This window comes from Xanthomonas sp. NCPPB 2866 (genome assembly GCF_041475745.2).
GTDB lineage: Bacteria > Pseudomonadota > Gammaproteobacteria > Xanthomonadales > Xanthomonadaceae > Xanthomonas > Xanthomonas arboricola.
In genome coordinates, this window is the sequence record NZ_CM192975.1 from 2202697 (window position 1) to 2227727 (window position 25031).

The 25031-nt window shown below is 65.7% G+C and carries 20 protein-coding genes and 1 pseudogene; 5 read left to right on the forward strand and 16 right to left on the reverse strand.

The features are described from left to right. Positions 1–89 precede the first annotated feature (89 nt). The 7 genes from ACCQ04_RS09480 to ACCQ04_RS09510 form a co-directional block, all read right to left on the reverse strand. Positions 90–2099: a chemotaxis protein CheA gene (locus tag ACCQ04_RS09480; RefSeq protein WP_065046977.1), complete on the reverse strand. Its 2010-nt coding sequence runs from the start codon at positions 2097–2099 to the stop codon at positions 90–92. A 33-nt stretch (positions 2100–2132) separates the two neighbouring features. Further along, the gene (locus ACCQ04_RS09485) at positions 2133–2498 is read right to left on the reverse strand and encodes a response regulator (RefSeq protein WP_002806565.1); all 366 of its coding nucleotides are present in this window, start codon (positions 2496–2498) and stop codon (positions 2133–2135) included. Continuing rightward, entirely contained in the window at positions 2495–2803 is a 309-nt protein-coding gene (locus tag ACCQ04_RS09490) for an STAS domain-containing protein (RefSeq protein ID WP_024937684.1), read from the reverse strand. Before ACCQ04_RS09490 ends, ACCQ04_RS09485 begins: the two co-directional genes overlap by 4 nt. A gap of 103 nt (positions 2804–2906) precedes the next feature. Continuing rightward, complete coding sequence (locus ACCQ04_RS09495) at positions 2907–4244, reverse strand: chemotaxis protein CheW (protein ID WP_226427802.1); 1338 nt, start codon at positions 4242–4244, stop codon at positions 2907–2909. Further along, the gene (locus ACCQ04_RS09500; protein WP_024937682.1) at positions 4241–5023 is read right to left on the reverse strand and encodes a ParA family protein; all 783 of its coding nucleotides are present in this window, start codon (positions 5021–5023) and stop codon (positions 4241–4243) included. Before ACCQ04_RS09500 ends, ACCQ04_RS09495 begins: the two co-directional genes overlap by 4 nt. A 1-nt stretch (position 5024) precedes the next feature. After that, a complete protein-coding gene (gene motD / locus ACCQ04_RS09505) occupies positions 5025–5999 on the reverse strand; it encodes a flagellar motor protein MotD (protein WP_039515497.1) in 975 nt (324 codons plus the stop codon). Positions 6000–6006: 7 nt separating this feature from the next. Beyond that, positions 6007–6747 carry a flagellar motor protein gene (locus ACCQ04_RS09510; protein WP_026064871.1) on the reverse strand — a complete coding sequence of 247 codons (741 nt, stop codon included), beginning with the start codon at positions 6745–6747 and terminating at the stop codon, positions 6007–6009. A 642-nt stretch (positions 6748–7389) separates the two neighbouring features. Between ACCQ04_RS09510 and ACCQ04_RS09515 the strand changes: the two genes are divergently transcribed. The 3 genes and pseudogenes from ACCQ04_RS09515 to ACCQ04_RS09525 all read left to right on the forward strand — a co-directional run. Next, entirely contained in the window at positions 7390–10545 is a 3156-nt protein-coding gene (locus tag ACCQ04_RS09515) for a TonB-dependent receptor (protein ID WP_372358747.1), read from the forward strand. A 444-nt stretch (positions 10546–10989) separates the two neighbouring features. Then, the gene (locus ACCQ04_RS09520) at positions 10990–11901 is read left to right on the forward strand and encodes a CPBP family intramembrane glutamic endopeptidase (protein ID WP_372358748.1); all 912 of its coding nucleotides are present in this window, start codon (positions 10990–10992) and stop codon (positions 11899–11901) included. Positions 11902–12175: 274 nt separating this feature from the next. Beyond that, positions 12176–12667, forward strand: a pseudogene (locus ACCQ04_RS09525) (TonB-dependent receptor domain-containing protein); the annotation flags it as partial. Between the two features lie 92 nt (positions 12668–12759). Here the strand turns inward: ACCQ04_RS09525 and ACCQ04_RS09530 are convergent. After that, positions 12760–13764, reverse strand: a complete 1005-nt coding sequence (locus ACCQ04_RS09530; protein ID WP_372358749.1) for a hypothetical protein — start codon at positions 13762–13764, stop codon at positions 12760–12762. Positions 13765–13910: 146 nt separating this feature from the next. Further along, the gene (locus tag ACCQ04_RS09535; protein WP_372358750.1) at positions 13911–14414 is read right to left on the reverse strand and encodes a DUF4365 domain-containing protein; all 504 of its coding nucleotides are present in this window, start codon (positions 14412–14414) and stop codon (positions 13911–13913) included. Positions 14415–14830: 416 nt separating this feature from the next. Here ACCQ04_RS09535 and ACCQ04_RS09540 point away from each other — a divergent pair, with 416 nt between their 5' ends. Next, positions 14831–15100: a hypothetical protein gene (locus ACCQ04_RS09540; protein ID WP_372358751.1), complete on the forward strand. Its 270-nt coding sequence runs from the start codon at positions 14831–14833 to the stop codon at positions 15098–15100. Then, positions 15097–15513 carry a SymE family type I addiction module toxin gene (locus tag ACCQ04_RS09545; protein WP_184517352.1) on the forward strand — a complete coding sequence of 139 codons (417 nt, stop codon included), beginning with the start codon at positions 15097–15099 and terminating at the stop codon, positions 15511–15513. The genes ACCQ04_RS09540 and ACCQ04_RS09545 overlap by 4 nt, the downstream gene beginning before the upstream one ends. A 317-nt stretch (positions 15514–15830) precedes the next feature. Here the strand turns inward: ACCQ04_RS09545 and ACCQ04_RS09550 are convergent, their stop codons facing one another. The 7 genes from ACCQ04_RS09550 to flhA form a co-directional block, all read right to left on the reverse strand. Beyond that, positions 15831–17483, reverse strand: a complete 1653-nt coding sequence (locus ACCQ04_RS09550) for a chemotaxis protein CheA (protein ID WP_016904945.1) — start codon at positions 17481–17483, stop codon at positions 15831–15833. Between the two features lie 2 nt (positions 17484–17485). After that, a complete protein-coding gene (locus tag ACCQ04_RS09555) occupies positions 17486–18112 on the reverse strand; it encodes a protein phosphatase CheZ (protein ID WP_016904946.1) in 627 nt (208 codons plus the stop codon). After that, the gene (cheY, locus tag ACCQ04_RS09560; protein WP_002813536.1) at positions 18112–18504 is read right to left on the reverse strand and encodes a chemotaxis response regulator CheY; all 393 of its coding nucleotides are present in this window, start codon (positions 18502–18504) and stop codon (positions 18112–18114) included. The genes ACCQ04_RS09555 and cheY overlap by 1 nt, the downstream gene beginning before the upstream one ends. Before the next feature lie 35 nt (positions 18505–18539). Further along, complete coding sequence (locus ACCQ04_RS09565; protein ID WP_024937674.1) at positions 18540–19307, reverse strand: RNA polymerase sigma factor FliA; 768 nt, start codon at positions 19305–19307, stop codon at positions 18540–18542. Beyond that, positions 19304–20188 carry a MinD/ParA family protein gene (locus tag ACCQ04_RS09570; protein ID WP_010374294.1) on the reverse strand — a complete coding sequence of 295 codons (885 nt, stop codon included), beginning with the start codon at positions 20186–20188 and terminating at the stop codon, positions 19304–19306. The genes ACCQ04_RS09565 and ACCQ04_RS09570 overlap by 4 nt, the downstream gene beginning before the upstream one ends. Continuing rightward, positions 20175–21857, reverse strand: coding sequence for a flagellar biosynthesis GTPase FlhF (gene flhF, locus ACCQ04_RS09575; protein ID WP_372358752.1), 1683 nt, complete (start codon positions 21855–21857; stop codon positions 20175–20177). The genes ACCQ04_RS09570 and flhF overlap by 14 nt, the downstream gene beginning before the upstream one ends. A 1098-nt stretch (positions 21858–22955) precedes the next feature. Beyond that, positions 22956–25028: a flagellar biosynthesis protein FlhA gene (gene flhA, locus ACCQ04_RS09580; protein ID WP_024937671.1), complete on the reverse strand. Its 2073-nt coding sequence runs from the start codon at positions 25026–25028 to the stop codon at positions 22956–22958. Positions 25029–25031: the final 3 nt, after the last annotated feature.

The following is a 25031-nucleotide window of genomic DNA, read 5'->3' on the forward strand; positions in this document are numbered from 1 at the left end:
GCCCCAGACCGCCGGAAACATCGCACCATGGTGTTGGATGTGTTGCAGGTGTTGCGATGCGGCGTCCGTGCCGCAGTTGTTGTACTGACTCAGGCGGCCTGCGGCACGCGAAGCGAGCGCACCAGCCCACCGATGTCCACGATCAGCGAGACCCGGCCATCGCCCAGGATGGTGGCGCCGGACACGCCCGGGATGCGGCGGTAGTTGTTCTCGATGTTCTTGACCACCACCTGTTGCTGGCCGAGCAGTTCGTCCACTTCCAGCGCGATCTTCTGGCCATCGCCTTCGACCACCACCACCAGCGGTTCCTGCGAGGACTGCTGCCCGCCGAAGCCGTAGTAATCGGTGAGCGACAGGATCGGCAGGTATTCGCCGCGCACCCGCAGCACCCGGCCGTCGCCGGCCATCGAGCGGATGTCTTCCGGTGCCGGCTGCAGGGCTTCGAGCACATAGGCCAGCGGCAGGATCAGGGTTTCGCCGGCCACCGACACGGTCATGCCGTCGAGGATGGCCAGAGTCAGCGGCAGACGGATCAGCACGCGGGTACCGCTGCCAGCATTGCTTTCCAGCTGCACTTCGCCACCCAGGCCCTGGATATTGCGGCGGACCACGTCCATGCCGACGCCACGGCCGGACAGGTCGGTGACGGCATCGGCAGTGGAGAAGCCCGGTGCGAAGATCAGATCCCACACCTGCGCATCGGTCGGGTTGTCCGGCACGGCGATGCCGCGTTCGGCCGCTTTTTCCAGGATCTTGGCGCGATTGAGGCCACGGCCGTCGTCGCTGACTTCGATCACGATATGGCCACCCTGATGCGAGGCCGCCAGGGTAATCGTGCCGGTCTCGTCCTTGCCGGAGGCGCGACGCGCATCGGGCATTTCCAGACCGTGGTCGATCGAGTTGCGCACCAGGTGCACCAACGGATCGGCAATCTTTTCGATCAGGCCCTTGTCCAACTCGGTGCCTTCGCCGATGGTGCGCAGGCGCACCTGCTTGCCGAGGCGGCTGGAGAGGTCGCGGACCAGGCGCGGGAAGCGGCGGAACACCGCATCCACCGGCAGCATGCGCACGCCGATGACCGCCTCCTGCAGATCGCGGGTATTGCGTTCGAGCAGATCCAGGCCGGCGAACAGCTGTTCGGCATGCGCCGGATCCAGGCCGGTGGAGACCTGCTTGAGCATGGCCTGGGTGATGACCAGCTCGCCGACCAGATTGATCAATGCATCGACCTTGTCGACGCTGACGCGGATCGAGGTTTCTGCTTCGGCAGCGGCGGCCTTGGCCGGCGTGGCAGCAGCAGCGGCCGCAGGTTCGGCAGCAGCGGCAGGTGCCGCAGCGACAGCGACCGGCGCCGCGACAGTGGCTTCGACGGCCAGGCTCGGCGGCGGGCCGGGCACCGCCATCGGGCGGATGTCCAGCTCGCAATCGTCCACCACCCAGGCGAAGGTGTCTTCGATCTTGCTGCGCGGAATCTTGCCGATCAGGCCCAGATCCCAGGCCAGGTAGGCTTCCAGCGGGTCGATGTTCTCAAAGCCCGGCATGCGCTCCAGGCGTGCGGCAATCTGCAGCGGGCCCAGGTGCTCGAGCTCACGGATGATGCGCAGCGGGTCGTTGCCGCTCATGAACAGCGACGGCGCCGGGGTGAACCCGATATGCCAGGCCTCGGGTTCTTCTTCCTTCGGCTTGGCGACCGCCGCGGCGGTCGGCGCTTCGCCGGCCAGCACGGCGTTCAAACGGGTATGCACGGCCTTGACCGCGGCCGGGTCGGCCGGGGTGCCGTGTTCGGCTTCGCGCAGCAGGGCGCGCAGCACGTCGACCGAGCCAAGCATGGCATCGACCGCATTGGGTTCGAGCTGGCGCTTGTTGGAGCGCAGCTCGTCCAGCAGCGTCTCCAGCACGTGGGTCAGGCCGGCGACGGCTTCGAAACCGAAGGTGGCCGCGCCGCCCTTGATCGAGTGCGCGGCGCGGAACACCGAGTTGATGATTTCCGGGTCGCGGTTGCCCTCTTCAAGGGACAACAGCCCGGCCTCCATCGCGTCCAGCCCTTCGCGGCTTTCCTCGAAAAAGGTGGCGTGGAAACGTTGCAGGTCCATGCTCATGGGCGTGAGATCCGATGGTGAAGCGAGTAAGGATTAACCCAGAACTTTCTGGACGGTGGCGATCAGCTGTTCCGGATTGAACGGCTTGACCAGCCAGCCGGTAGCACCGGCGGCCTTGCCTTCGGACTTCTTGTCGGCCGCCGACTCGGTGGTGAGCATCAGCATCGGGGTGAACTTGTAGTCCGGCAGCTGGCGCAGCTCGCGGATCAGCGAGATGCCGTCCATGTTGGGCATGTTCACGTCGGTCACCACCGCATTGAAGCGTTGGCCCTTCGCGCGGCCCAGCGCAACGGCGCCGTCCTCGGCTTCTTCGACGGCAAAGCCGGCAGAGGTGAGGGCGAAAGAGACCATCTGGCGCATTGACGCCGAATCGTCCACCACCAAGATACGTGCGCTCATGCGGCGTTCTCCACAGATTTCAGGTTGTCATTGGATGCGGAAAGTCCGAGCGCGTCGGTGACGCCGAGCAGACGGGCCGCATCTCTAAAAGTGTCGTTGCAGCCATCGAATTCGGTATGCAAGCCCGCCTGGCGGCGGCTCTGCACAAAGGCGCAGAGCAACTGCACGCTGGCGGTATGGATGCGCCGGACGTCGCCGGCATTGAGCACCAGGTCGCCGTCCTGGGTCAGGAACGCGGCAAGCTTCTGCTTGAGGTCGGCGCTGGTCTCGATGCCGAGATCCTCACCCAATGTCACTGTGCTCATTGTTGCTCCGAACGGATGGTTCTATGCGTACTAACGGCGGGGGGCGGGAAAGCTTTAACGCTGAATCGTTGCGCGTGCAGGTGCGCGTCAGCTGCGCGCTGGATCAATGCAGCAGATGGCTGGCATCGAGCAGGATCATCGGTTGATGGCCCAGCCGCGCGACGCCGCGGAACAGGTTGTTGGAAATGCGGCACAGGCGGGCGTTGTCCGGCGGCTCGATCTGTTGATCGGTCAGGCTGGTCACATCCTCCACCGCCGACACGCGCAGGCCCATGGTTTCGCCGTTTTCTTCCAGCACCACCACACGCGTCTGCAGATCCATGTCGATCGGTGCCGAACCCAGGTGCATGCCCAGGTCGATCACCGGCACCACCTGGCCACGCAGGTTCATGATGCCGAGCATTGCGCTGGCGGTGCCGCGCAGCGGCAGCAGCGGCACCGGCAGCACCACTTCCTGCACCTTGAGCAATTCCAGCGCATAGGTCTGCTCGCCGCAGCGCAGGCGCAGCCAGCGCGTACTGCGTTCGCTGGCGCGCCGCTCGGCCTGGATGTGCTCGGCCTGGCCGGGCGCCAGCAGCGCCTGCAGGCCTTGCGGATAGATCGGCGACGGCGGCGCGCGGTGCGGTGCCTGCATCGGTGCCGGTGCAGGCCGCGCCGGTGCCGGCGGGGCAGGTGCGGCATCGGCAAAGGCCGGGTCGGCATCCATCTCCGACAGCAGATCGGCCGCCAGCAGGTCCGCGCCGGCGGCAGCGGTGGCAAACGCCGGGTCGGCGTCCATTTCGGCCATCAGGTCGGCGGTGCTCATGAACGGGCTGGGTGCAGCGGTGGCAAAGGCCGGGTCGGCATCCATTTCGGCGAGGAAATCGGCAGCGATATCCGCGGCGCTGGGCGCGGCAACCACCGGCGGCCCGAAAGCCGGGTCGGCATCCATTTCGGCGAGGAAATCGGCAGCGATGTCCGCGGCGCTGGGCGCGGCGATCACCGGCGGCCCGAAGGCCGGGTCGGCATCCATTTCGGCCAGGAAGTCTGCAGCGATATCCGCGGCGCTGGGTGCAGCGACCACCGGCGGCCCGAAGGCCGGGTCGGCATCCATTTCGGCCAGGAAGTCTGCAGCGATGTCCGCGGCGCTGGGCGCAGCAGCCACCGGCGCCCCGAAGGCCGGGTCGGCGTCCATTTCTGCGAGAAAGTCTGCAGCGATCGCGTCGGCGCTCGCCACCGCTGCAACCGCGTGGGCGGTAGCCGCTTCCGACACGGCGGCCGCTTCGGGAGCCGCGGCAGCCTGCACCGGCGGCTCGGCCAGCGCAACGTCTGCGTCCGCAGGCGCCGGAGTTTCGCTGGCAGCAGGGGCGGCAGCGGTGGCAGCGGGGATCTCGACGCCGGCATCGTGCAACAGGCCTTCCAGATAATCGTCCAGCTCACCGTTGGCGGTGTGGTTGCTCATGCAGCTTGCTCCATACGCATCGCGTCATCGGCCAGCACCCATTCCAGCGCGCGGCGATAGGCGGACAGGCCGCGGCCCTGGTAGTCGCCGCCGGTGGCGGGAACGGTCAGTGCGGCGGCATTGCAGATTCGGGTATCCACCGGCACCGCGTCTTCCCAGACGACGGCGCCATAGGTGTCCTGCATCTCCTTGAGTGTCTCGGTGCCGGCACGGGTGCGACGGTCGAACAGGGTCGGCAGGATCGACACCGGCAGCGCGCGGCGACGCGAGCGCTGCACCATGTCGGCAGTCCGCACCATGCTGGCCAGGCCATGCAGCGCCAGCGGCTCGGCCTGGGTCGGCACCACCACGCGGTCGCAGGCGGCCAGTGCGTTGATCATCAGCAGGCCGAGCGTGGGCGGGCAGTCGAGCAGGATGTAGTCGTGCTGGCCGGCGTGCCGGGTCATCGCGTTCTGCAGCGCCAGGCCCAGGCCGGGCTGGTTGGCGCTGCGGCGTTCCAGCGTGGCCAGTGCGGCTTGTGCGCACACGTAGGACAGGCCGGGGATGGCGCTTTCATGGGCCAGGCTGGCCAGGTCGCTCGGCGGGGTGCCGAACAGGTCCAGCACACCGCGCGGCGGCGGGTCGATCGCCACACCGAACGCGCGGGTGAGGGAGGAGTGCGGATCGAGGTCGATCAACAATACCCGGTGGCCGAGCGCGGCCAGGCCGCGACCCAATGCCAGCGTCGTGGTGGTCTTGCCGACGCCGCCCTTTTGGTTGGCGATTGCCCAGATACGCATCTCACTGCACTCCTTGAATTACGGCGGGGACGGAACTTGTGCCGCTTTCGGTGGTGACGGCCGTTTGGCCGCCGTCAGACTTGGGAAGCTTGGGCGCCCCGGCGGCGGTCGCATGCATCTGCGATGGCGGATCGGGTGCGAGTGAGCCAGCCGAGTCAGCGAGGATGATCAACACCACACGCCGGTTCGCATTCCGTCCCGCCTCAGTGCTGTTATCGGCACGTGCGCGGAATTCTCCATAGCCCACCATCGCCAATCGTTGCGGGGCCACGCCGTCGTCGGCAAACAGGTGCACCACGCTGGCGGCGCGCGCGGCCGACAGCTCCCAGTTGGAGGGGAACTGTGCGGTGGCGATCGGCTGGTTGTCGGTATACCCCTCCACGCGCACGCCATTGGGCGCATCGCGCAGCACCGCGGCCAGCGCCGACAGGGTGCCGCGGGCGCTGCCGGCCAGCGAGGCCGAGCCGGTGCCGAACAGGATGTCGCTGTTGATCTCCACCTCGATCCACAGGTCGTTGCGGCGGATGGTGATGAGTTTCTGCTCGATCAGCGGCGCCAGCGTCTTGCTCAGCTGCTGGGCCACCGCGTCCATCTGCCGCTGCGCGCGCGCCAGCTGCGCCTGGTTGCGCAGCGACACCGGCATGCGCATCTGTGCGGCCATCGACGGCAGCAGGGTAGGGTCGGTCGGTCCGCTGGAGGCGGCCATCGGGGCGCCGGCCTTGATCACCGAGGGGCGGTCGTAATCGGCGCCCAGGGTCTGGGTCTTGCCGATCTGCACCGGGCTGGCGGCAGTGGACGAGCCGCCGAAAGCGGTGGTCAGCGCCTGCGCCATGACCTTGTACTTGCCCTCGTTGAGCGAGGAGATTGCGTACATCACCACGAAGAACGCCAGCAGCAGCGTCATCAGATCGGCATACGGAATCGCCCACGCTTCGTGGTTGCCATGGTCTTCGTGATGTTTGCGACGGCGGGCCATGACGGGACTAATGCAAGTATCCGGCCAATTTCGACTCGATGTTGCGCGGGTTCTCGCCCTGGGCGATCGCGATCAGGCCTTCGATCGCCATTTCGCGCTCGTTGGTGCTGCAGTGGATGACGCTCTTGAGCTTGGCGGCGACCGGCAGGAACAGCAGATTGGCCGAGGCGATGCCGTAGATGGTGGCGGTGAACGCCGCGGCGATGCCATGGCCGAGCATGGCCGGGTCGGCCAGGTTCTTCATCACCGCCATCAGCCCCAGCACGGCGCCGATGATGCCCAGCGTGGGCGCATAGATGCCCATGCCTTCGAACACCTTGGCCGCGGCAAGATCCTGACGCTCCTGGTTGTCCATTTCGATCTCGAGCATGTGCCGCATGGATTCGGGCTCCACGCCATCGACCAGCATCTGCAGGCCCTTGCGCAGGAACGCGTCGTCCTGGCGCGGGAGCTGGTCTTCCAGGCCCAGCAGGCCCTGGCGGCGGGCGATGTTGCTCCATTCGACGATGCGCGCCAGCAACTGCGGGCGGTCGCTGGCCGGCGGCTGGATCACCCAGCGCAGGATCTTGAAGGCGCGCCGGAAAACTGCCGGCGAGGTGTGCAGCAGGATCGCCGCCACGGTACCGACGATCACGATCACGAAGGCAGCCGGCGACCACAGCGACGAAATGCCGGCGCCTTTCAACACGCTGCCGCCCACGATCGCCACGATCGCGAGCACCAGTCCGATGATGCTGAGTCTGTCCATGGAAGCGATATCGGCGCGAGCCCGGCGGACTTGATAGACGCACTCGGTCGATGCGCCAGAAAGTTGTCGTTTTGCGGCATGGGCCGCTTCCACGCTGGCGGCGATGCAGGGTTGACAGGTCTTCGGCGCATGCGCTTCCGACCAAGGCGTGTCATCAATGCCGCAGCAGGCCCCGCCGTCCTTGCGCGTGTACGCAGGCAACAAGCGCGCGCATGTTCGGTGTGGCGATCGCGTTGGCGATGGCCGCCAAGCGGCGTGTGGCAGGCGATGCCCTCACGTCGATCCAGTCTCTTGCTGAGCTCGGTTTCAAACAAGGTGTGTGCTGGCGCGTTGGCAAAGCGCTTGCGTCCGGTTGCGGGCAAGGATGCATTGCTTGCAGCGATCACGCTGCTGCAGCCGGCAACGCGGCAGGCCGTGCCATGCCGCGTGCAAGCGTGGCGGGCCGGCCGGCCATCGTGGATGCCCTGCAATGCCGCGGGCCTGTTGCGGGGCAGAATGCGCTGCCGCATGGGCTGTGCTACTTAGCTTTCCACGGTATTAGAACGATCTAATTGCATCTGCGTGGAAGCGGACGCAAGAGGAGGGGGGCGCAACGGCGCCGGATATTTTTGTGTCACTTCGCGCAGCGTTCTTGGCGGATCGTTGGATCGACAGGAATCGGCCGAAGCCAATCACTATTGGGAGAGCATGATCGAAATGAACTGCATGCCATTCGCACGCAACCGCAGCACGCTGTCCGCCGGTATCGCCATCGTCTTGTTCGCGAGCGCCGCCTCTACCACCGCTGCCGCCCAGCAGGCCGGCGTCACGCGGGCGCCCACCGGCCAGGCCGACGTGCAGGCCACGGACCTGGATGCGGTGACGGTGACCGGCTACCGCTACGCGATCGAAAAAAGCCTGGAGCAGAAGCGCAACGCCAACGCCGTGGTCGATGTGATCACCGCCGAGGACGTGGGCAAGTTCCCCGACAAGAACGTGGCCGATGCGCTGCAGCGCGTGCCCGGCGTGGTCATCAGCCGCGACGGCGGCGAAGGCAAGAACGTCAGTGTGCGCGGCCTGTCCTCGGAGCTGGTGCTGACCGAATTGAACGGCAACTACATCGCCACCGCCGAATCCAACGGCGACCCGACGCGCTCGTTCAACTACACGCTGCTGCCGTCGAACCTGCTGGGCAGCGCGGAGCTGTACAAGACCCCGGAAGCACGCATCGACGAAGGCGGCATCGGCGGCACGGTGATCCTGCAGACGCGGCGCCCGCTGGAACTGGAGCCACATTCCGGCTTCGTCTCGGCCGAGGGCACCTGGTCGGATACCAGCAAGAAGACCGACGGCCAGTTCTCCGGTTCGTACTCGTGGCACGACAAGGACAACCGCTTCGGTGTCTTCGTGGGCTACACGCAGCAGAAGCGCACCGCTCGCACGCTCAATGCCAGTACCGAGAGCTGGCAGTGGTACGGCCGCGACGAAGTCGGCCCGGCGGTCGACGTGAATGGAAATCCGTCGGACTTCAACGCCAACTGGTGGGGCGGTACCGGTTTCTGGAACCAGGACGGCAATTACTCCACCGGTTTCATGATGCCGACGGCGGTCAGCCTGGACGCCAAACGCGAGGAGCGCGAGCGCAAGGGTGGGCAACTGACCTTGCAGTTCAAGCCGACCGACGACCTGACGCTGACCGCGAACTACTTCCGCTTCGACCTGTCGCAGGACTCGCAGACCAATACCATCAAGATTCCGGAGTGGAACATTGCCCGCTATAACGGCGACGGCAACTGGCGCGGCGGCCGTCTGCTCGACGGGCTGCAGTTCGATCCCAGCGGCACCATCGTCACTGGCGCCGCCTACAGCCTGCGTCCGGGCAAGACCTATTATTGCAGCGAGGCGCAGGCCGCCGCGGCCGGCCTGCCGCCGGGCGGCTGGGGCTCGGACGATTGCACCGTGCCGACGCCGCAGATCACCGGCAGCTACAACATCGAGAAATCGCAGTCGCAGACGGTGGACCTGGGCGGCGAATGGCGTGGCGAGCAGGTGGACGTGGCATTCAAGGTCGGCCGCACCTGGGCCAAGGGCGGGCCGGAGCTACAGTTCTCCCTGCCGATCAAACCGCGCCTGCAGAACGCCGACGGCAGCTGGAGCAACGGCAACTTCGCCAGCGCCTGGGACCTGACCGGCACACCGAGCATGACATTCTCGCCGCAGCTGATGCAGAACCTGCGCGACGGCATCCTGCAGGTCGACCTGGGCTCGACCGGCTCGTCCTGGACCCGTAACACCAATCAGCAGCAGTACGCGCAGATCGATACCACCTGGCATTTCGATGGCGAGGTCGTCGACTCGCTGCAGTTCGGCCTCAAGCGTCGCGACGGCGGCATCCACCGCAGTACCGGCAACAACTACTGGGTGTGCCCGGGCACCGATCCGGGCGACTACGACAACCGCTACTGGAACGGGCGCTGCAATGCCATCGCCACCCAGTTCTCGCCGGGCCTGCTGTTCGCGCAGGACAACCTGGCCGGTGGCGTCAACGCCAGCGCGTTCCCGGCGATCAACTTCCCGGGCTACATCGGCTACTTGAACCAGACCTACGGCGCGATGCAGACCCGCAGCGAAGACAACTTCGTCTACAACGTCGACGAGGAGATCTATTCCACCTACCTGCAACTCAACTTCCACACCGAGCGACTGCGTGGCAACGTCGGCGTGCGGGTGGCGCGCACCGGCCAGCGTGCCGATTCCACCGACAAGGTGACCGCCTACAACGACTACTTCTTCGATGGCGCCGACGGCAATCCGCTGGCCTGCCAGCAGGGCGCCGCCATGCCCAGCGGCGCCCCGGCCGACACCTATTGCGGGACCGAAGGCTACTGGCGTTTGTCCGACAGCGTGCAACGCACCGAGTCGTTCGTGGTCAGCGGGCTGGACCGCAACTACACCGACGTGCTGCCGAGTTTCAATCTGGCTTACGACCTGACCGAGAACCTGCTGCTGCGCGCGGCAGCCGCCAAGGTGATCGCACGTCCCAGCTACAACGACATCGCTGCGCCCGGCAGCCTGGAGTTCTACAGTCCCGAGTACGTGGCCGACCGGCGCCTGACCGGCGGTGCCAGCGAGCAGGGCTGGTACGGCTCGGGCAGCAACAAGAACCTGGAGCCGTACAAGGCCAACCAGTTCGACCTGGGGCTGGAATGGTATTTCCAGCCGGGCTCGGTGGCAGGTGTGGGACTGTTCCGCAAAAACGTGGAGAACTTTGCGGTCGACGTCATCAGCGACGTGAACATGATGGTCGACGGGCAACCGGTCACCGTGCAGAACTACAGCACCCAGGCCGGCGGCCAGGACGCGGTCTCGCAGGGTGTGGAGCTCTACGCGCAGCACACGTTGCCATTCGGTCTTGGTGTGCAGTTCAACTACACCTACAACGATGCCAGCAAGGCGGCGGTGCGGCTGGAGGATGGCACCGAGGCCGGCAAGACCTCCATGCCGGGCAGCGCCAGAAACCAGACCAACCTCACCGTGTTCTACGAGACCGACAGCCTGCTGCTGCGCGCCTCGTACAACCGTCGCGGCGAGCTGGTGCAGGGCCTGGTCAACGGGTTGAACGTCTTTGAGGAGCCGTACTACCAGATCGATCTGAACGCGGCGTACAACATCACCCCGGCGCTCAGCCTCACCGCCTCGGTGCTGAACCTGACCAAGCAGGAGTCCCGCTCGCACCTGGGCGAGGACACCCGCGCCCGCTTCTACACCGGCGGATACGCAGGCCGGCTGGCGTACCTCGGGCTGACCTACAAGTTCTAGCGCCAACGTGTCGCGCCCATGCCTGCCGCGTGGCGGTATGGGCGCGATGGTTCGGTGACGGCCGGACTGCAGTGTTCGCTGTCCGCGACGACATCGTCGCGTGTGCGCGGTCGTTCACCGCAGGATCTCATCGCATGAGGTCTTTGCTGGTGCGAATGCTCTCCCTGTCCCCGGTGCCGTCGCTGGCCACGCCGACGCTGGCTGCCGCACCGCGGTCAAACCGTCGAGCGATGCGGCGATCTAGTCGGGCCTTGCTGAAAAGAAGTGGACCTGGGCCTGTTATTTCGACCCGTTATTTCGACACCACGGGCGACGACGCAGCGCCATTTCGTCGGCGATCGGGGTGATTCATCGGCGGCTTCTGTGGCTTGGTCGCAAACGGATTGCCACGCCCCCGCGCGGATGGCAACTTGCAGCGGCGATCACGTCGACCTGGAGCCCCGCATGACCCCCGTTGCCCTGTATTCGCCCGATCCAGCCCGCGGCTGGCTGCCCTGGGCCTGGGTGACGCCGATCCTGATGATCCTGTTCAACGCGGCACCAGCGATCGCGCTGGACGGGTGGATGCAGTCGCAGCATTGGTCGACGCCGCACGGCGATCCGATCGGCCTCGCTGGCTTGTATGCGCTGTTGTGGATCGGCTTCGCGCCGACGCTGGCGGCCGTGCTCGTCTGGGTACGCTTCGTCGAAGGGCGCTCGCTGGCGAGTATCGGGCTGACCGGTCCGGCGCCGCTGAAAACCTTCCTTCGCGGACTGGCCGTTGGATTCGGCACGGTCGCGCTGGTCGTAGTCGCGATCTGGATGGCTGGCGGCATGCAGGCGGCGGGCTTGGGGCAGGCCTGGCGGTCGCCCGTCAGTCTGCTGCACATCAGTCTGCTGCTCTTGAGTTTCATGTTCCAGGCGAGCGTGGAGGAAGTCATCTTCCGCGGCTGGATGCTGTCGGTGGTGGCGCGCAAGACCAATGTCGCGGTGGCAGTGCTGCTGGTGTCGCTCGTTTTCTGCTTCCTGCATTTCAGTCCGCACCAGCCGCCCCTGGTCATGCTCGGCACGTTCCTGTTCTCGCTGTTCGCCTGCGCCTGGGCGCTGCGGACCGGCAATATCTGGGGCGTGATGGGCTGGCACGCGGGGTGGAACTGGTTGCTCGCGACCGGCTTCGAACTGCCCGTCACCGGCATCGATGCGCACTTGCCGGCGCTGCTGGTGGCGCTACGCCCGCAAGGCCTCGACGCTCTGACCGGTGGCGCGCAAGGGCCGGAAGGCAGTTACCTGTGCAGCGTCTTCTTCGTCGCCGCGATCGCGTGGATCCAGTGGCGAAAGACGCGCGGAGCTCAGAACTTCTCGCCGACCAGCAGGTAACGCCACTGCCCGGGCGGCATCGCCCCGTCCGGGCCCTTGCCGATCGGATGCTGGTTCGCGCCATACCGGCGACGACCACGCAATGGAGCGTCTGCTAGCGCTCGGTGGGCCGATCGACGCTCCGCTACGGGGCTTCTCGGTAGGGTAGGGGAACTGCTATCCAGTACTAGAATTAGGGATGTTTATCGGGAGTAGGGCAGCTCCCGACCCTAAGCGGTCACTCAAAAGAACGGGCTCAGATTCACTCAAGGAAGTCGACCTGACCCTGAGGTTTCAGAACTACAGCACCCAGGCCGGCGGCCAGGACGCGGTCTCGCAGGGTGTGGAGCTCTACGCGCAGCACACGCTGCCATTCGGTCTTGGTGTGCAGTTCAACTACACCTACAACGATGCCAGCAAGGCGGCGGTGCGGCTGGAGGACGGCACCGAGGTCGGCAAGACCTCCATGCCGGGCAGCGCCAGAAACCAGACCAACCTCACCGGGTTCTACGAGACCGACAGCCTGCTGCTGCGCGCCTCGTACAACCGTCGCGGCGAACTGGTGCAAGGCCTGGTCAACGGGTTGAACGTCTTTGAGGAGCCGTACTACCAGATCGATCTGAACGCGGCGTACAACATCACCCCGGCGCTCAGTCTCACCGCCTCGGTGCTGAACCTGACCAAGCAGGAGTCCCGCTCGCACCTGGGCGAGGACACCCGCGCACGCTTCTATACCGGCGGATACGCAGGCCGGCTGGCGTACCTCGGGCTGACCTACAAGTTCTAGCGCCAACGTATCGCGCCCATGCCTACCGCGTGGCGGTATGGGCGCGATGGTTCGGCGGCGGCCGGGCTGCAGTGGAAGTGAACCTGGAACCGTTACTTCGAAAGTAGATCTTCCATCCAAATTACACCAAAGTTTTTTGGCATTAAAAGCTCTGCAGTCCTCGCCTTTATGTGCACGTCCCCTTGAACCTTAACCATTTGCCCTTTGTCATGAGCAATAACTGCCAAATGGTAATCATCACCCATCAGTGAGACACGGATCTTACGATCCATATCGCTGACCGTAGCATCCAAGGTTATGACCCCCTCAGTTTCGCCTTTTTGACGAACGAGTTTTGTGATATGACCAGTCAATATTCTGTCTTGTAAGACGTAGTCATCTTTGTAGTAGTCCGATGCCTTCTTCAGAATTTGCACTTGCCGCTCTTCAAAATTGAATTTGCGGGGTTCGCTTTCAAACATCGGACCAGATGATGCCGTGACAATTACCTCAAAAGCTCGATTGTTTTTTTCACCACTAAAGCCGAGTAAAGCATCACAAAGATTTGCACTTGCACCTGATGAAACTGCTGCGTCGAACACTTTAATCTCGCCCATATCTTCGTATCTCACGCTCGCTGCCGAAAGTGCGTCTAACCCAGCTACGAGCTTGGATGTGATGGCTTGACCCAAACCAACAGAATCCGCAATTGGAATAGCGGCATCAGACTGATCGAGCGGGAAGTTCTCCTGATTAGGCGCAATTACATTGACTACGTAGCTTCCAATCTCTGTTTGCCCGAGAAGGAGAGAGTCCAGGTAGCCGCGAGCATCTTTAGAGGTGGGTCCGGAGAAATGCCGACGATTGGCGTACACGGCCTGCGCAGCGGCAGCCAGCAAATCTTTAGCTTTTGATATAAGCAACACACCATCGTTGATTGGGATAGTCCCGTCCTGCGTGTCCGCATGAATGACCCTAATGGTGATGACATTAGAGATGAGGCGCTTTACGTCACTAATCACATCGAAAACAGGACGCTTTTCAAATGATGCAATGGCCGTCAGCGCATCGCGTAGTCGCTGCTTAAGATCTTTAACATACGGAAACGGGAGAACCACTTCTGCGTCTAGGTCATTACGTCTATGCCATATTGTCGCTACGCTCCGAATCTTACCGTCTTCGAACCATTGCCTCGACTGTAGATAAGCATGTATCTGCTCGATGGATACGAGCATGTCCGTCCGAGCACGATTGTCGTTTCCAATCACAACGACTCACCCATGCTCGCACGGTCCATCATCTGCCAGAGCGCTGTGCTAGTTAGACGCTGCACCAGTGGTATATCCACGGTGACAGATGTCTGGTTGTCAGTCGGAGCATGATCTCGTAACGAAATCCAATGGCAAGAATTGAATAATACGATGTGATCGTCATTATTCTTTATCCATTCTTGAAAATCATCAGGCACTAGCAATACAGCGAGATAGCGCGGCACCACCACATCATCGCCACGCAGGTCATTGTAGTTTTTTATCTTCAACGGGAACTTAATTGCATCATTTACTATCAATTCCTGAGAAGAGCATTTTAACTGGACTTGAATCATTGGGCTCCGCATCCTGCCCGGACCGAAGTCACCTTTTGTTTGGAAGGTTATGTCGATGCTGTCGTCGTCAACTCGGAAATCGCCCCTATTTAGGCCAGCCTGCGCCGCAAGCGCGCAAACGTAGGCGTACTGGAACTCCTCTTTCTGTTTCTGCGGATCCATCTACCAAGCCATGCTCTTCCCAGAGAGTCTGATGTTCACACATATTCGGGTTGACAGCCAAGGGGCGGAAATAACGGTTCCAGGTTCAGTTTGCGTTGCCCGTATGGAACTGCGCCAGCGGCGCACACAGCCGCGCGAGACCCGCCAGCGTGTATTGACACGCCAGACCGTGTACTTGCAATCTAGTCCCAAGGAGCGTCGAAACTCCTCACGTAGCGGTACCCACCTCCGTCAAACCGGTGGGTTTTTTGTGCCTGCATCCTGCAGGTACAAGCCGACGCAATGCCTGTGTCGGGAGGGCGGCTAATACAACACCCGCAAGGGGAATATGCCCGCCGGCTACGTGCGGTTTCGAACCTCCCGACATCCCGTCGCCGTTGGCGGCGGTTCTTGGGTTGTTCCAGGAGGGCGTTGCCATGTCTACCGCACCATCCATGCCGGCATTTGTGCCGGTTGATCTGTTGCCAGCTTCCGCTCACCGCCTGCGGTGGGATATGGGCGATGTGCTGCGCAGGCTCGACGCAAGCACAGCTATTGAGCAGGCGAGAGACCATACCGCGCATCCGCTGAGTCGCCAGCTCGGTGTATTGCCGCACACCTCGCGCCGCCTGTCGGCACGCAGGGCTGTGCCATTGCAGCAGTACGTCGCTGCAACCATCACCTGCCACCACCCGGAGGCGCCATGACACGCCGCCGCCCACCCACGGCATCTGCCAGCGCACGGCCCACCCGCACGCGTGCGCGCCCCGCGCCACCCAAGCGGGTGCAGTGGGTTGTTGTGGAACCCGACCGCACCAAGCTGCCACCGATGCTGCCACCCGACCCGGACGCCTCCCCGCAAGGTCCCGGCACGCTACGCGCACCCCGCCGCGCCCGCCGCCCGCGCCAATGCACCGTCAGCTACACCCATTACCCCGGCGCCCACGACCACGCCGGCGACCAGCACGTGCCCCACGTCCGCCTTAGCGGCCTATGGCTGGAACAGCTGGGCTTCGCCATCGGCACCAAGCTGCGCATCACCGCCAGCGCGGGGCAGTTGTTGATGGAGGTGTTGCCGCCGGTGGAGGTGCCGGCCAAGGCGCGCAGCGTGCGGCGATGATGTGGCGGCTGCCATAAGCCTTGCGATTGACCTCGGTGCCGGATGCCACTAGCGTCGCAGCCACACCAGCGCACAACGGGAAATAACGGTTCCAGGTTCACTTCCACGGCAGCCTGGCCGTCGCCAAACCATCGCGCCCATGTCCGCGCGCGTAGCGGCGTAAATCGGCAGCGATACTGCTAGTGAAACGACAACGGCCGCAGTACGCGGCCGTTGTCATTAGATCAGGCAACCAGGATCGTCTTGCCGATTCCCGATTCCCGATTCCCGATTCCCGATTCCCGATTCTCCCAATCCCGAATCCCGAATCCCCAACCTCAATGATCGCTGGAGCGCAATCCATCCACATCCAGAATCAGCGCCATGCGGCCGTCGCCGATCAGGGTGGCGCCGGCGTATCCGGGCAGGCCGCGCAGGGCACGGGGCAGGGGCTTGATCACCACTTCCTCGCGGCCGCGGACCTGGTCCACCACCAGGCCGAAGCGGGTTTCGCCGGCCTGCAGCAGCACCACCGTCAATAGCGGCGGTTGTTCGGCAGGCACGCCCAGCCAGCGGCGCAGGTCGATCAGCGGCAGGGTGTGCGAGCGGCGGTCCAGCACGGCGCGGCCGTCGAACCAGCCCAGCGAGGTCTGCGGGGCGTGCAGCACCTCGACCACGCGCGCCAGTGGCAAGGCGTAGACCGCTTCGCCGGCCTGCACCAGCAGCGTGGGCAGGATCGCCAGGGTCAGCGGCACGCGGATCATGAAGCGGCTGCCGCGGCCCAGTTCGGACTGGATCTGGATCTGTCCGCTGAGTTCGCGGATGCGCGATTGCACCACGTCCATGCCCACGCCGCGGCCGGAGATGTCGGTGACTTCGGCCTTGGTGGAAAAGCCCGGCATGAAGATCAGGTGCAGGCACTCGTCGGTGCTCAGGCGGGCGGCGGCTTCGGCGTCGATCAGGCCCTTGTTGCGGGCGATCTCGCGCAGGCGTTCGGGGTCGATGCCGGCGCCGTCGTCCTGGATCTCGATACTGACGTAGTCGCCTTCCTGCTGCGCAGACAGACGCACGTGACCACTGCGCGGCTTGCCGGTGGCTTCGCGCAGGGCCGGCGATTCGATGCCGTGGTCGATCGCGTTGCGCACCAGGTGCACCAGCGGGTCGGCCAGGGCTTCGACCAAGTTGCGGTCCAGTTCCGTCTCGGCGCCGATCAGTTCCAGTTCCACTTCCTTGGACAGCGTGCGCGCGACATCGCGGGCCACCTTGGGAAAGCGCGCGAACACCTTACTCACCGGCTGCATGCGGGTACGCATCACCGCGGTCTGCAGGCGCGCGGTGGCGATGTCTAGCGTGCTGACCGCGCGGTCGAGTTCTTCGTCGCGCAGGCGGGTACGCAGGGTCTTGAGGCGGTTGCGCGACAGCACCAGTTCGCCGATCAGGTTGACGATGGCGTCCAGGCGCTTGGTGTCCACGCGCACGGTCTGCTCGGCGTCGGCCGCCTTGGCCGCCGCCTTGGGCGCGGCCTTGGCGCCAGGCGCAGCAGCGCCGTGTGCGTCATCGTGTGCGGGTGCTGCGGCAGCGGCCTTGGGCGCGGCCTTGACCGCCGGCGGGCCGCTCTTGGCATCGAACTGCGCAATCAGCGAGGCCGGCGCGTGCGGCACGGTTTCGCCCGAGCCCATCGCATCCAGCATGGCCTGCAGATAATCCAGCGACTGCTGCGCGGCATCGAAGTGATGCGCCTGCAACACCGCCTGGCCGGAGCGCGCCATGCCCAGGGTTTCCTCGGCGGCGTGGCAGAGCTCGACCATCGGCTTGATCGCCAGGAAGCCGGCGCCGCCCTTGAGCGTGTGGAAGCCGCGGAACACCGCGTTGAGCTGGTCGGCTTCGTCCGGTGCCTGTTCCAGCGACACCAGCTGTTCGCCGAGGCGATCCAGGATCTCCTGGGCCTCGACAATGAAATCGGCAGCAATATCGTCTGGAACAGCACTCATGGTTACAGCCCCAATCCGGACAGCAGGTCGTCGGCGTCGTCTTGCGACACCGCGTGACGGTCCAGGCCCTTGACTGCAGGACCGGCAAGACCGCCGTCGTCTTTCTTCGGCTCGGGATTCTTCGGCGGCAGGCCGAGTGCACCGAAGCCCTCGTGCACGCGCCGCACGATCCCGGCCACGCGACGGATGATCTGGCCGCTCAGGTCCTGGTAGCTCTGCGCCAGCGACAGCTCGGTCAGGTTATGGCGCATCTTGTCCATCAGCGCGCCCTGGTCCTGGTTCAGGCCACCGTCGCGCAGCTGGTTGGCCAGCTCGCGGCATTCCTCGACCAGGTCCAGCGTGCGATGGCTGGCCTTCTCGGTCATTTCCACCACGTGGTCCAGGCGCGAGCAGGCATCGTCCAGTTCGCCGGCTTCCTCGGGCACGGTGGGCAACTCGCCCAGCGCCTGCCCGAGTTCGCGCGCGAGCCGGCTCAGGCTCTGCATCATCGGGCGCGTGCGCAGCGCGGCGAGGTGGTCCACCTCGCGCCGCCAGGCGACCTGGTCACCGCTTTCCAGTGCATCGAGCGCGTGCTGCAGGCGCTCGATCAGGGCGGCACGTTCGGCATCGGCTTCCACGGTGGCGTTCATCAGGCGGTCGCCGCCAGACGTTCGAACACCTTGCCCAGCTTCTCTTCCAGCGTCTGTGCGGTGAACGGCTTGATGATGTAGCCGTTCACGCCGCACTGGGCCGCTTCGATGATCTGCTCGCGCTTGGCTTCGGCGGTCACCATCATCACCGGCAGGTGCTTGAGCTTGGCGTCGGCGCGGATGTTGCGCAGCAGGTCGATGCCGGTCATGCCGGGCATGTTCCAGTCGGTGACCACGAAATCGAACGGGCCCGCCCGCAACGCCGCCAATGCGCTGTTGCCGTCTTCGGCCTCTGCGGTATTGGTGAAGCCCAGATCGCCCAACAGATTCTTGACGATACGTCGCATCGTCGAGAAGTCGTCCACGATCAAAATCCGCATGTTCTTGTTCACATCAAGCTCCTAACACTAAAAAATGCGCGAAAAAATCATTCGTCAATTTCGACACCGGCATCGGCCAGTTCGAAGACCTTGAGGCGGCCGCGCAGACGCACCACCGCCTGGCCATGGATCTGGCAGACGCGCGATTCGCTGACACCGAGCACGGCGCCGATTTCTTTCAGGTTCAATTCCTGTTCGTAGTACAGCGACAGCACCAGCTGCTCGCGCTCGGGCAACTGGCCGATGGCCTTGCCCAGCTCGCGGCCGAATTCGCCACGCTCCATCATCTGCTGCGGATTGGGGCCGCCCTTGGCGGTGGTGTCCAGCTCGCCGTGATCCTCGATCCGCGACTCCAGGCTCAGCACCTGGCCGCGGGCGGCATCTTCCATCAGACGCAGGTAGTCGGGCAGCGGCATCTCCATCGCGGCGGCCACTTCGGTGGCGGCGGCGGCGCGACCGGTGTGCTGTTCGATCTTGCGCACGGCGGCGGCAGCGTCGCGTGCGCGGCGGTGCACCGAGCGCGGCACCCAGTCACCCCGCCGGATCTCGTCGATCATCGAGCCGCGGATGCGGATCGAGGCGTAGGTCTCGAACGAGGCGCCCTGTTCGGAGTCGTAACTGCGCGAGGCTTCGATCAGGCCGATCATGCCGGCCTGGATCAGATCGTCCACTTCCACGCTCGCCGGCAGGCGCGCGGCCAGATGGTGGGCGATGCGGCGCACCAGGTCGGCATGCTGGGTGACGATGTCGTTGGCGTTGTTGCGCTGCACGGCGCGGTACTGCGCGCTGGCCGTGGTTGCGGTAGCGGTGCTCATGCGGCCACTCCCCGTTGGATGATGCGTTCGACGAAGAACTCGACATTGCCGCGCGGCACGGTGGGGGCCTGCCAGCGCGAGGTACGGCGAGCGATTTCTGCAATGGCCTGCGCCGACGGACTGGCGGGGTAGGCCTTGATGACCGGTTGCTGGCGCTGCACCGACAGGCGCAACCAGTCGTCCTGCGGCACGTGGCCGAGGTAGTTCAGCGACACGTCGCCGAGGAATTTTTCGCAGACCCGCGACAGCTTGTCGTACAGCAGGCGGCCCTCGTTGGGGTCGCGCACCATGTTGGCGATGATCTGCAGGCGGTCCACGCCGCGTTCGCGCGAGAGCACCTTGATCAGCGCGTAGGCGTCGGTGATCGAGGCCGGCTCGTCGCAGACCACCACCACGGTGTCCTGGGCGGCCTGGCAGAAGGTCAGCACGCTGTCGGTGATGCCGGCGGCGGTGTCGATGACCATCACGTCCAGATCGCGTTCCAGCTCGGAGAACACGTTGACCAGGCCGATGTGCTGGGCCGGGGCCAGTTCGGCCATGTGGCGGCGACCGGAGGCGGCCGGGACCACCAGCACGCCGCCGGGGCCTTCGATGATGACCTCATCCAGCGTGCAGCGGCCGGCGATCAGGTCGGCCAGGGTGTACTTGGGCGACAGGCCCAGCACCACGTCCAGGTTGGCCAGGCCCAGGTCGGCGTCCAGCAGCAGGGTGCGCTTGCCCATGTCGGCCAGCGCCACGGCCAGGTTGGCGGAGATGTTGGTTTTACCCACGCCGCCCTTGCCACCGGTCACGGCAATGGTGCGCACCGGGCCCAGAGGCTCGGGACGGGTCGCCGACAGAGGGAAGGCGTTGGTCAGCTTGGCGTATTCACGCGACTGCATGGTTGTGCTCCGGAGTACAGGGCTTATCGGCAGCGCGCCGCAAATCTTCAAGGCGAAGAACGAGACTGGCGGCATTGGCGCGGTGCAGGTCGTCGGGGACCCGCTGTCCGTCAGTCACCCAGGTGATGGGCATTTGGTGATCGACGACGACCGACAGCGCACTACCGAAGCGGCCGGTCTCGTCAAGTTTGGTCAGCACCACGCCCTGGGGCTTGGCGTGGGCAAAGCGGCGCACGACCTCGTCGAGGTCGGAAAAGTGCGCGTTGGCAGGCAGCACCAGCAGCGAGGTGACCTGGTGCGCGGCGCGCAGCCAGTTCAGCTGGGCGGCCAGGGCGCGGTCGCGCTGGCCCATGCCGGCGGTGTCGATCAGCACCAGCTTGTAGTCGCGCAGGCGCTCGAGCAGTTCCAGCAGGCTCTCGGCGCTGTCGGCCTCGTGCACGGCGATGCCGAGCTGACGGCCGTAGCTGTGCAGCTGCTCGCGGCCGCCGACGCGCTGGGTGTCGGTGGTGACCAGGGCCACGTCGCGCGGGGCGTGCTGGGCGGCGAAGCGCTGGGCGAGCTTGGCGATGGTGGTGGTCTTGCCGGCGCCGGTCGGGCCGACCAGGGCGATCACGCCGCCGCGTTCCAGCGGGTCGACCGGGGCCACCGGCAGGCGCTTGGACAGCAGCCCCAGCATCAGCCCGCGGCCGCGGTGCAATTCGGTATCGGCCGGAATCTGCAGTGCCACGTCGCGGATCAGGCCGGCGTCGAAGCCGTAGTCGTCCATCAGCTCCAGGGCCTGCGCGCGCACCGGCGAGCCACGCAGGCGCTCGTCGGTGAGGCGGTTCATTTCGCGCTCGATCATCTGCCGCATCAGCGCCAGCTCGCCACGCAACTGCTTGAGTTCTTCGTCGTTCTGCGGCGCCGGGGCGGCGGCGACCGGCACCGCGGCCAGCGCCGGCGGGGCGACCACCAGCGGCGGCAACGCGGCCGGCGGCAGGATCTGCGGCAGCGCGTCCAGGTCGAAGTCGGCGTCGTCGTCCAGCGCGTCCTCGTCCTGGTCGTAGCCGGCCTGCGCAGGCGCAGCGGCGGCGGCCATGATCGGGGTCGGGGCCTGCACCGGGGCAGCCTGCACGGCGGCGCGCTGCACCGGCGCGGTGGTCAGGAAATCGGCGAACAGCTGTTCCGGCACGGCCGACAGCGCGTGTTCCTGGCGCGGCGCGGCGGTCACCGCGACGGCGTGGGCCAGCGCCTGGGCGGCGGGCGAGGGGACGGCGGCGCTACGCACCGGTGCGGGCACCTGCGGCTGGCGCGGCACGTTGACCGGCTGGCGCAGCGCAATCGCGGCGATCATGTCTTCGGCGGCACTGGCAACGCGCTGGCGCTGGCTCGTGCCGGCATCGGCGGCCGGCTTCAGCGGTGCGTGGACCGGTGCGGCGGCCGCTTGCGGGGCCGGTGCTTGCGGGGCAGCTGCCGACGGGATCGGCGCGGCGGTAACGGCCGGCGTCTCGGAGCGCGCGGTTTCCAGGGCGCGCTGCACGAGTTCTTCGTCGTAGTTGCTGGCAGCGACGATCTCGATGCCTTCGGCGGTGCGGCGATTGGACAGGATCACTGCGTCCGGGCCGTGTTCTTCACGCACCATGCGGAATGCGGTGCGCATGTCCGGGGCAACGAAGCGTTTGATTTTCATGCGAAGTGCCTCCAGGAACGGGACCCGCCGGACGCCGGACGGGTGCGCGATGAATGTGGGTGTGTTGCCAGCGTCATGAGTTGCCTGTCCCGTTCGGTTGTTCCAAGTGCTGCTCTCGCCCCGCAGCGGTGGCGCTGGCTGCGGTCTCGGCAGAGCTAATGCACGCGGCGTGCCAAAACGGGGTGCCGGGGTTCCGGCGCGGGAAGCTGGTGCGTTAGGACCAGGCGGGAGCTGTGTGTCCGGCTGGGTCCGACGGCTTCAAGTCAATGGATTGATTGACTTTTTTCCGGGGCGGCGATGCGCTGGCGTCGTCGTGCGGGCGGATGCGCTGGCGGGTCGGAGGTCCAGTCTGAGGCGCTCGGAACGCCTGGAAACGGCCAGCGCCGTGCAATCGATTGGAGATCCGGACCAGTGGCGGCTTTCCGACGCCGGGTGCTGGTCGGCGTGGTGGGTAGGTTCGTAGGAGCGCACCCGGGCGCGACGGGCCGTGCCGGTAACGCCTGTCGCGCCCGGGTGCGCTCCTACCGTGGTGTCGGCGTCTGCGGTGTGTTCCCGGGTTGCCTGGCCTGTCGTAGGAGCGCACCCGGGCGCGACGGGCTGTGCCGGTAACGCCTGTCGCGCCCGGGTGCGCTCCTACGGTGGTGTCGGCGTCTGCGGTGTGTTCTCGGGTTGCCTGGCCTGTCGTAGGAGCGCACCCGGGCGCGACGGGCCGTGCCGGTAAAGCCTGTCGCGCCCAGGTGCGCTCCTACCGTGGTGTCGGCGTCCGCGATGTGTTGTCGGATTACCTGGCCTGTCGTAGGAGCGCACCCGGGCGCGACGGGCCGTGCCGGTAACGCCTGTCGCGCCCGGGTGCGCTCCTACGGTGGGGTCGGCGTCCGCGGTGTGTTGTCGGATTGCCTGGCCTGTCGTAGGAGCGCACCCGGGCGCGACGGGCTGTGCCGGTAACGCCTGTCGCGCCCAGGTGCGCTCCTACAGTGGTGTCAGCGTCCGGGGTGTTTTCCAGGATTGCTGGCCTGTCGTAGGAGCGCACCCGGGCGCGACGGGGTGTGCCGGTAAAGCTAATCGCGCCCAGGTGCGCTCCTACGTCGGTGGGCGGTCTCAGCTGATCGTGCCGACCAGCTTCAGGCGCTTGTCTTCGGGCACTTCGCTGTAGGCCAGCACCGACAGGGACGGGACGCTGTGGCGGACCAGGCGGGCCAGGGCGGCGCGGACCTGGCCGGGCACCAGCACGACCGCCGGTTCGTTGCGCGCTTCCTGCTTGCCGACGCAGTCGGCCAGGCTCTGGTGCAGGCGTTCGGCCAGGCCGGGCTCCAGCGCCACGCCGTTGCCGTGGGTGGATTCCTGCAGCACGCGCTCCAGCTGCGGGGCCAGCGTGTAGACCGGCAGCTCGGCCGACATGCCGGCGATTTCCTGCACGATGAAGCGGCCCAGCGAGGTGCGTACCGCGGCGGTGAGGGTGGTCGGGTCCTGGCTGTGCGGGGCGTGTTCGACCAGCGCTTCGACGATCTTGCGCAGCTGGCGCACCGGGATGCGCTCGATCAGCAGGTTCTGCAGCACGCGCACTACCACCGACAGCGGCAGCGCCTTCGGGGTGAGGTCTTCGACCATCTTCGGCGCGGTCTTGGCCAGGGTCGCCAGCAACTGCTGCACTTCCTCGTGGCCGAGCAGTTCCGGGGCGTGTTCGCGGATCAGGTGCGACAGATGGGTGGCGACCACGGTGGCCGGGTCGACCACCGTGTAGCCCATCGATTCGGCATAGGCGCGTTGGTGCGGCTGGATCCAGGTGGCGTCCAGGCCGAACGCCGGGTCCTTGCCGGGGATGCCGTCGAGCTGGCCGAGCGCACCGCCCGGGTCCAGCGCCAGTTCGCGATCGGGATAGATTTCCGCGGTGGCCACCGGCACCCCGTGTACCAGCAACCGGTAGGCGTTGGCCGACAGCTCCAGGTTGTCGCGGATATGCACCGGCGGCACCAGGAAGCCGATGTCCTGGGTGAGCTTGCGGCGTACGCCCTTGATGCGCGCCATCAGTTCGCCACCCTGATTCTTGTCCACCAGGGGAATCAGCCGGTAGCCCACTTCCAGGCCCAGCGGGTCGATCGGGCGCAGCTCGTCCCAGCTCAGCTCCGAGCTGGCCTGGGCGGCAGTGGCCGCGGCGGCGGCCTTGGGATCGGTGGCGGGGTCGCCGGTCGGCGGGATGACCAGGCTGCGCTTGTACATTTTCCAGGCGATCACGCCCAGGATCAGGCCCAGCGTCAAAAACGCGACGTTGGGCATGCCCGGCACCAGGCCGACCAGGCCCAGGATCGCCGCAGCCACCGCGAGGGCGCGGTGCTGGCCGAACACCTGGCTGATCATGGCGCCGCGCATGTCCTGCGCACGCGAGGCGCGGGTCACCAACAAGGCCACCGAGGACGACACCAGCAAGGCCGGCAGCTGCGCCACCAAACCGTCGCCGATCGACAGCAGGGTGTAGGTGGAGGCGGCATCCACAAAGCTCATGCCGTGCTGGAACATACCCACCGCCATGCCGCCGACCAGGTTGATGAACAGGATCAGGATGGCGGCGATGGCGTCGCCGCGGATGAACTTGTTGGCACCGTCCATCGCACCGTAGAAGTCGGCTTCCTCGCGGACTTCCTCGCGGCGGGCCTTGGCTTCCTCGCGCGTCAGCAAACCGGCGTTGAGGTCGGCGTCGATGGCCATCTGCTTGCCGGGCATGGCGTCCAGGATGAAGCGCGCGGTCACTTCCGACACGCGTCCGGCACCCTTGGTGATGACCACGAAGTTGATGATGGTCAGGATCGCGAACACCACGATACCCACGGCGTAGTTGCCGCCGATCACGAACTGGCCGAATGCCTCGATCACCTTGCCGGCTGCGGCATGGCCGTCCTGGCCGTTGATCAGGATCACGCGGCTGGAGGCAACGTTCAGCGCCAGCCGCAGCATCGTGGTCATCAGCAGCACGATCGGGAAAATGGTGAATTCCAGCGGGCGCTGCACGTACACCACCGCCAGCAGCACCATCAGCGAGATGGCGATGTTGAAGGTGAACAGCGCATCCAGCACCGGCGCGGCCAGCGGCACCATCAGCATGGCCAGCATGGCCATCAGGGCCAGCGGCGCGCCCAGGCCGTTGCGCAGCAACTCCATGATGCGCCGGGCATTCATCGG

Coding starts and splice junctions, on each gene's coding strand:
- ACCQ04_RS09555 (WP_016904946.1), bottom strand. CDS start 18,112: ATGAACGCCACCGTGGAAGCCGATGCCGAACGTGCCGCCCTGATCGAG.
- motD (WP_039515497.1), bottom strand. CDS start 5,999: ATGGCCCGCCGTCGCAAACATCACGAAGACCATGGCAACCACGAAGCG.
- ACCQ04_RS09535 (WP_372358750.1), bottom strand. CDS start 14,414: ATGGATCCGCAGAAACAGAAAGAGGAGTTCCAGTACGCCTACGTTTGC.
- ACCQ04_RS09510 (WP_026064871.1), bottom strand. CDS start 6,747: ATGGACAGACTCAGCATCATCGGACTGGTGCTCGCGATCGTGGCGATC.
- ACCQ04_RS09500 (WP_024937682.1), bottom strand. CDS start 5,023: ATGCGTATCTGGGCAATCGCCAACCAAAAGGGCGGCGTCGGCAAGACC.
- flhA (WP_024937671.1), bottom strand. CDS start 25,028: ATGAATGCCCGGCGCATCATGGAGTTGCTGCGCAACGGCCTGGGCGCG.
- flhF (WP_372358752.1), bottom strand. CDS start 21,857: ATGAAAATCAAACGCTTCGTTGCCCCGGACATGCGCACCGCATTCCGC.
- ACCQ04_RS09540 (WP_372358751.1), top strand. CDS start 14,831: ATGTCTACCGCACCATCCATGCCGGCATTTGTGCCGGTTGATCTGTTG.
- ACCQ04_RS09520 (WP_372358748.1), top strand. CDS start 10,990: ATGACCCCCGTTGCCCTGTATTCGCCCGATCCAGCCCGCGGCTGGCTG.
- ACCQ04_RS09485 (WP_002806565.1), bottom strand. CDS start 2,498: ATGAGCGCACGTATCTTGGTGGTGGACGATTCGGCGTCAATGCGCCAG.
- ACCQ04_RS09570 (WP_010374294.1), bottom strand. CDS start 20,188: ATGCAGTCGCGTGAATACGCCAAGCTGACCAACGCCTTCCCTCTGTCG.
- ACCQ04_RS09490 (WP_024937684.1), bottom strand. CDS start 2,803: ATGAGCACAGTGACATTGGGTGAGGATCTCGGCATCGAGACCAGCGCC.
- ACCQ04_RS09480 (WP_065046977.1), bottom strand. CDS start 2,099: ATGAGCATGGACCTGCAACGTTTCCACGCCACCTTTTTCGAGGAAAGC.
- ACCQ04_RS09550 (WP_016904945.1), bottom strand. CDS start 17,483: ATGAGTGCTGTTCCAGACGATATTGCTGCCGATTTCATTGTCGAGGCC.
- ACCQ04_RS09545 (WP_184517352.1), top strand. CDS start 15,097: ATGACACGCCGCCGCCCACCCACGGCATCTGCCAGCGCACGGCCCACC.
- ACCQ04_RS09495 (WP_226427802.1), bottom strand. CDS start 4,244: ATGAGCAACCACACCGCCAACGGTGAGCTGGACGATTATCTGGAAGGC.
- ACCQ04_RS09565 (WP_024937674.1), bottom strand. CDS start 19,307: ATGAGCACCGCTACCGCAACCACGGCCAGCGCGCAGTACCGCGCCGTG.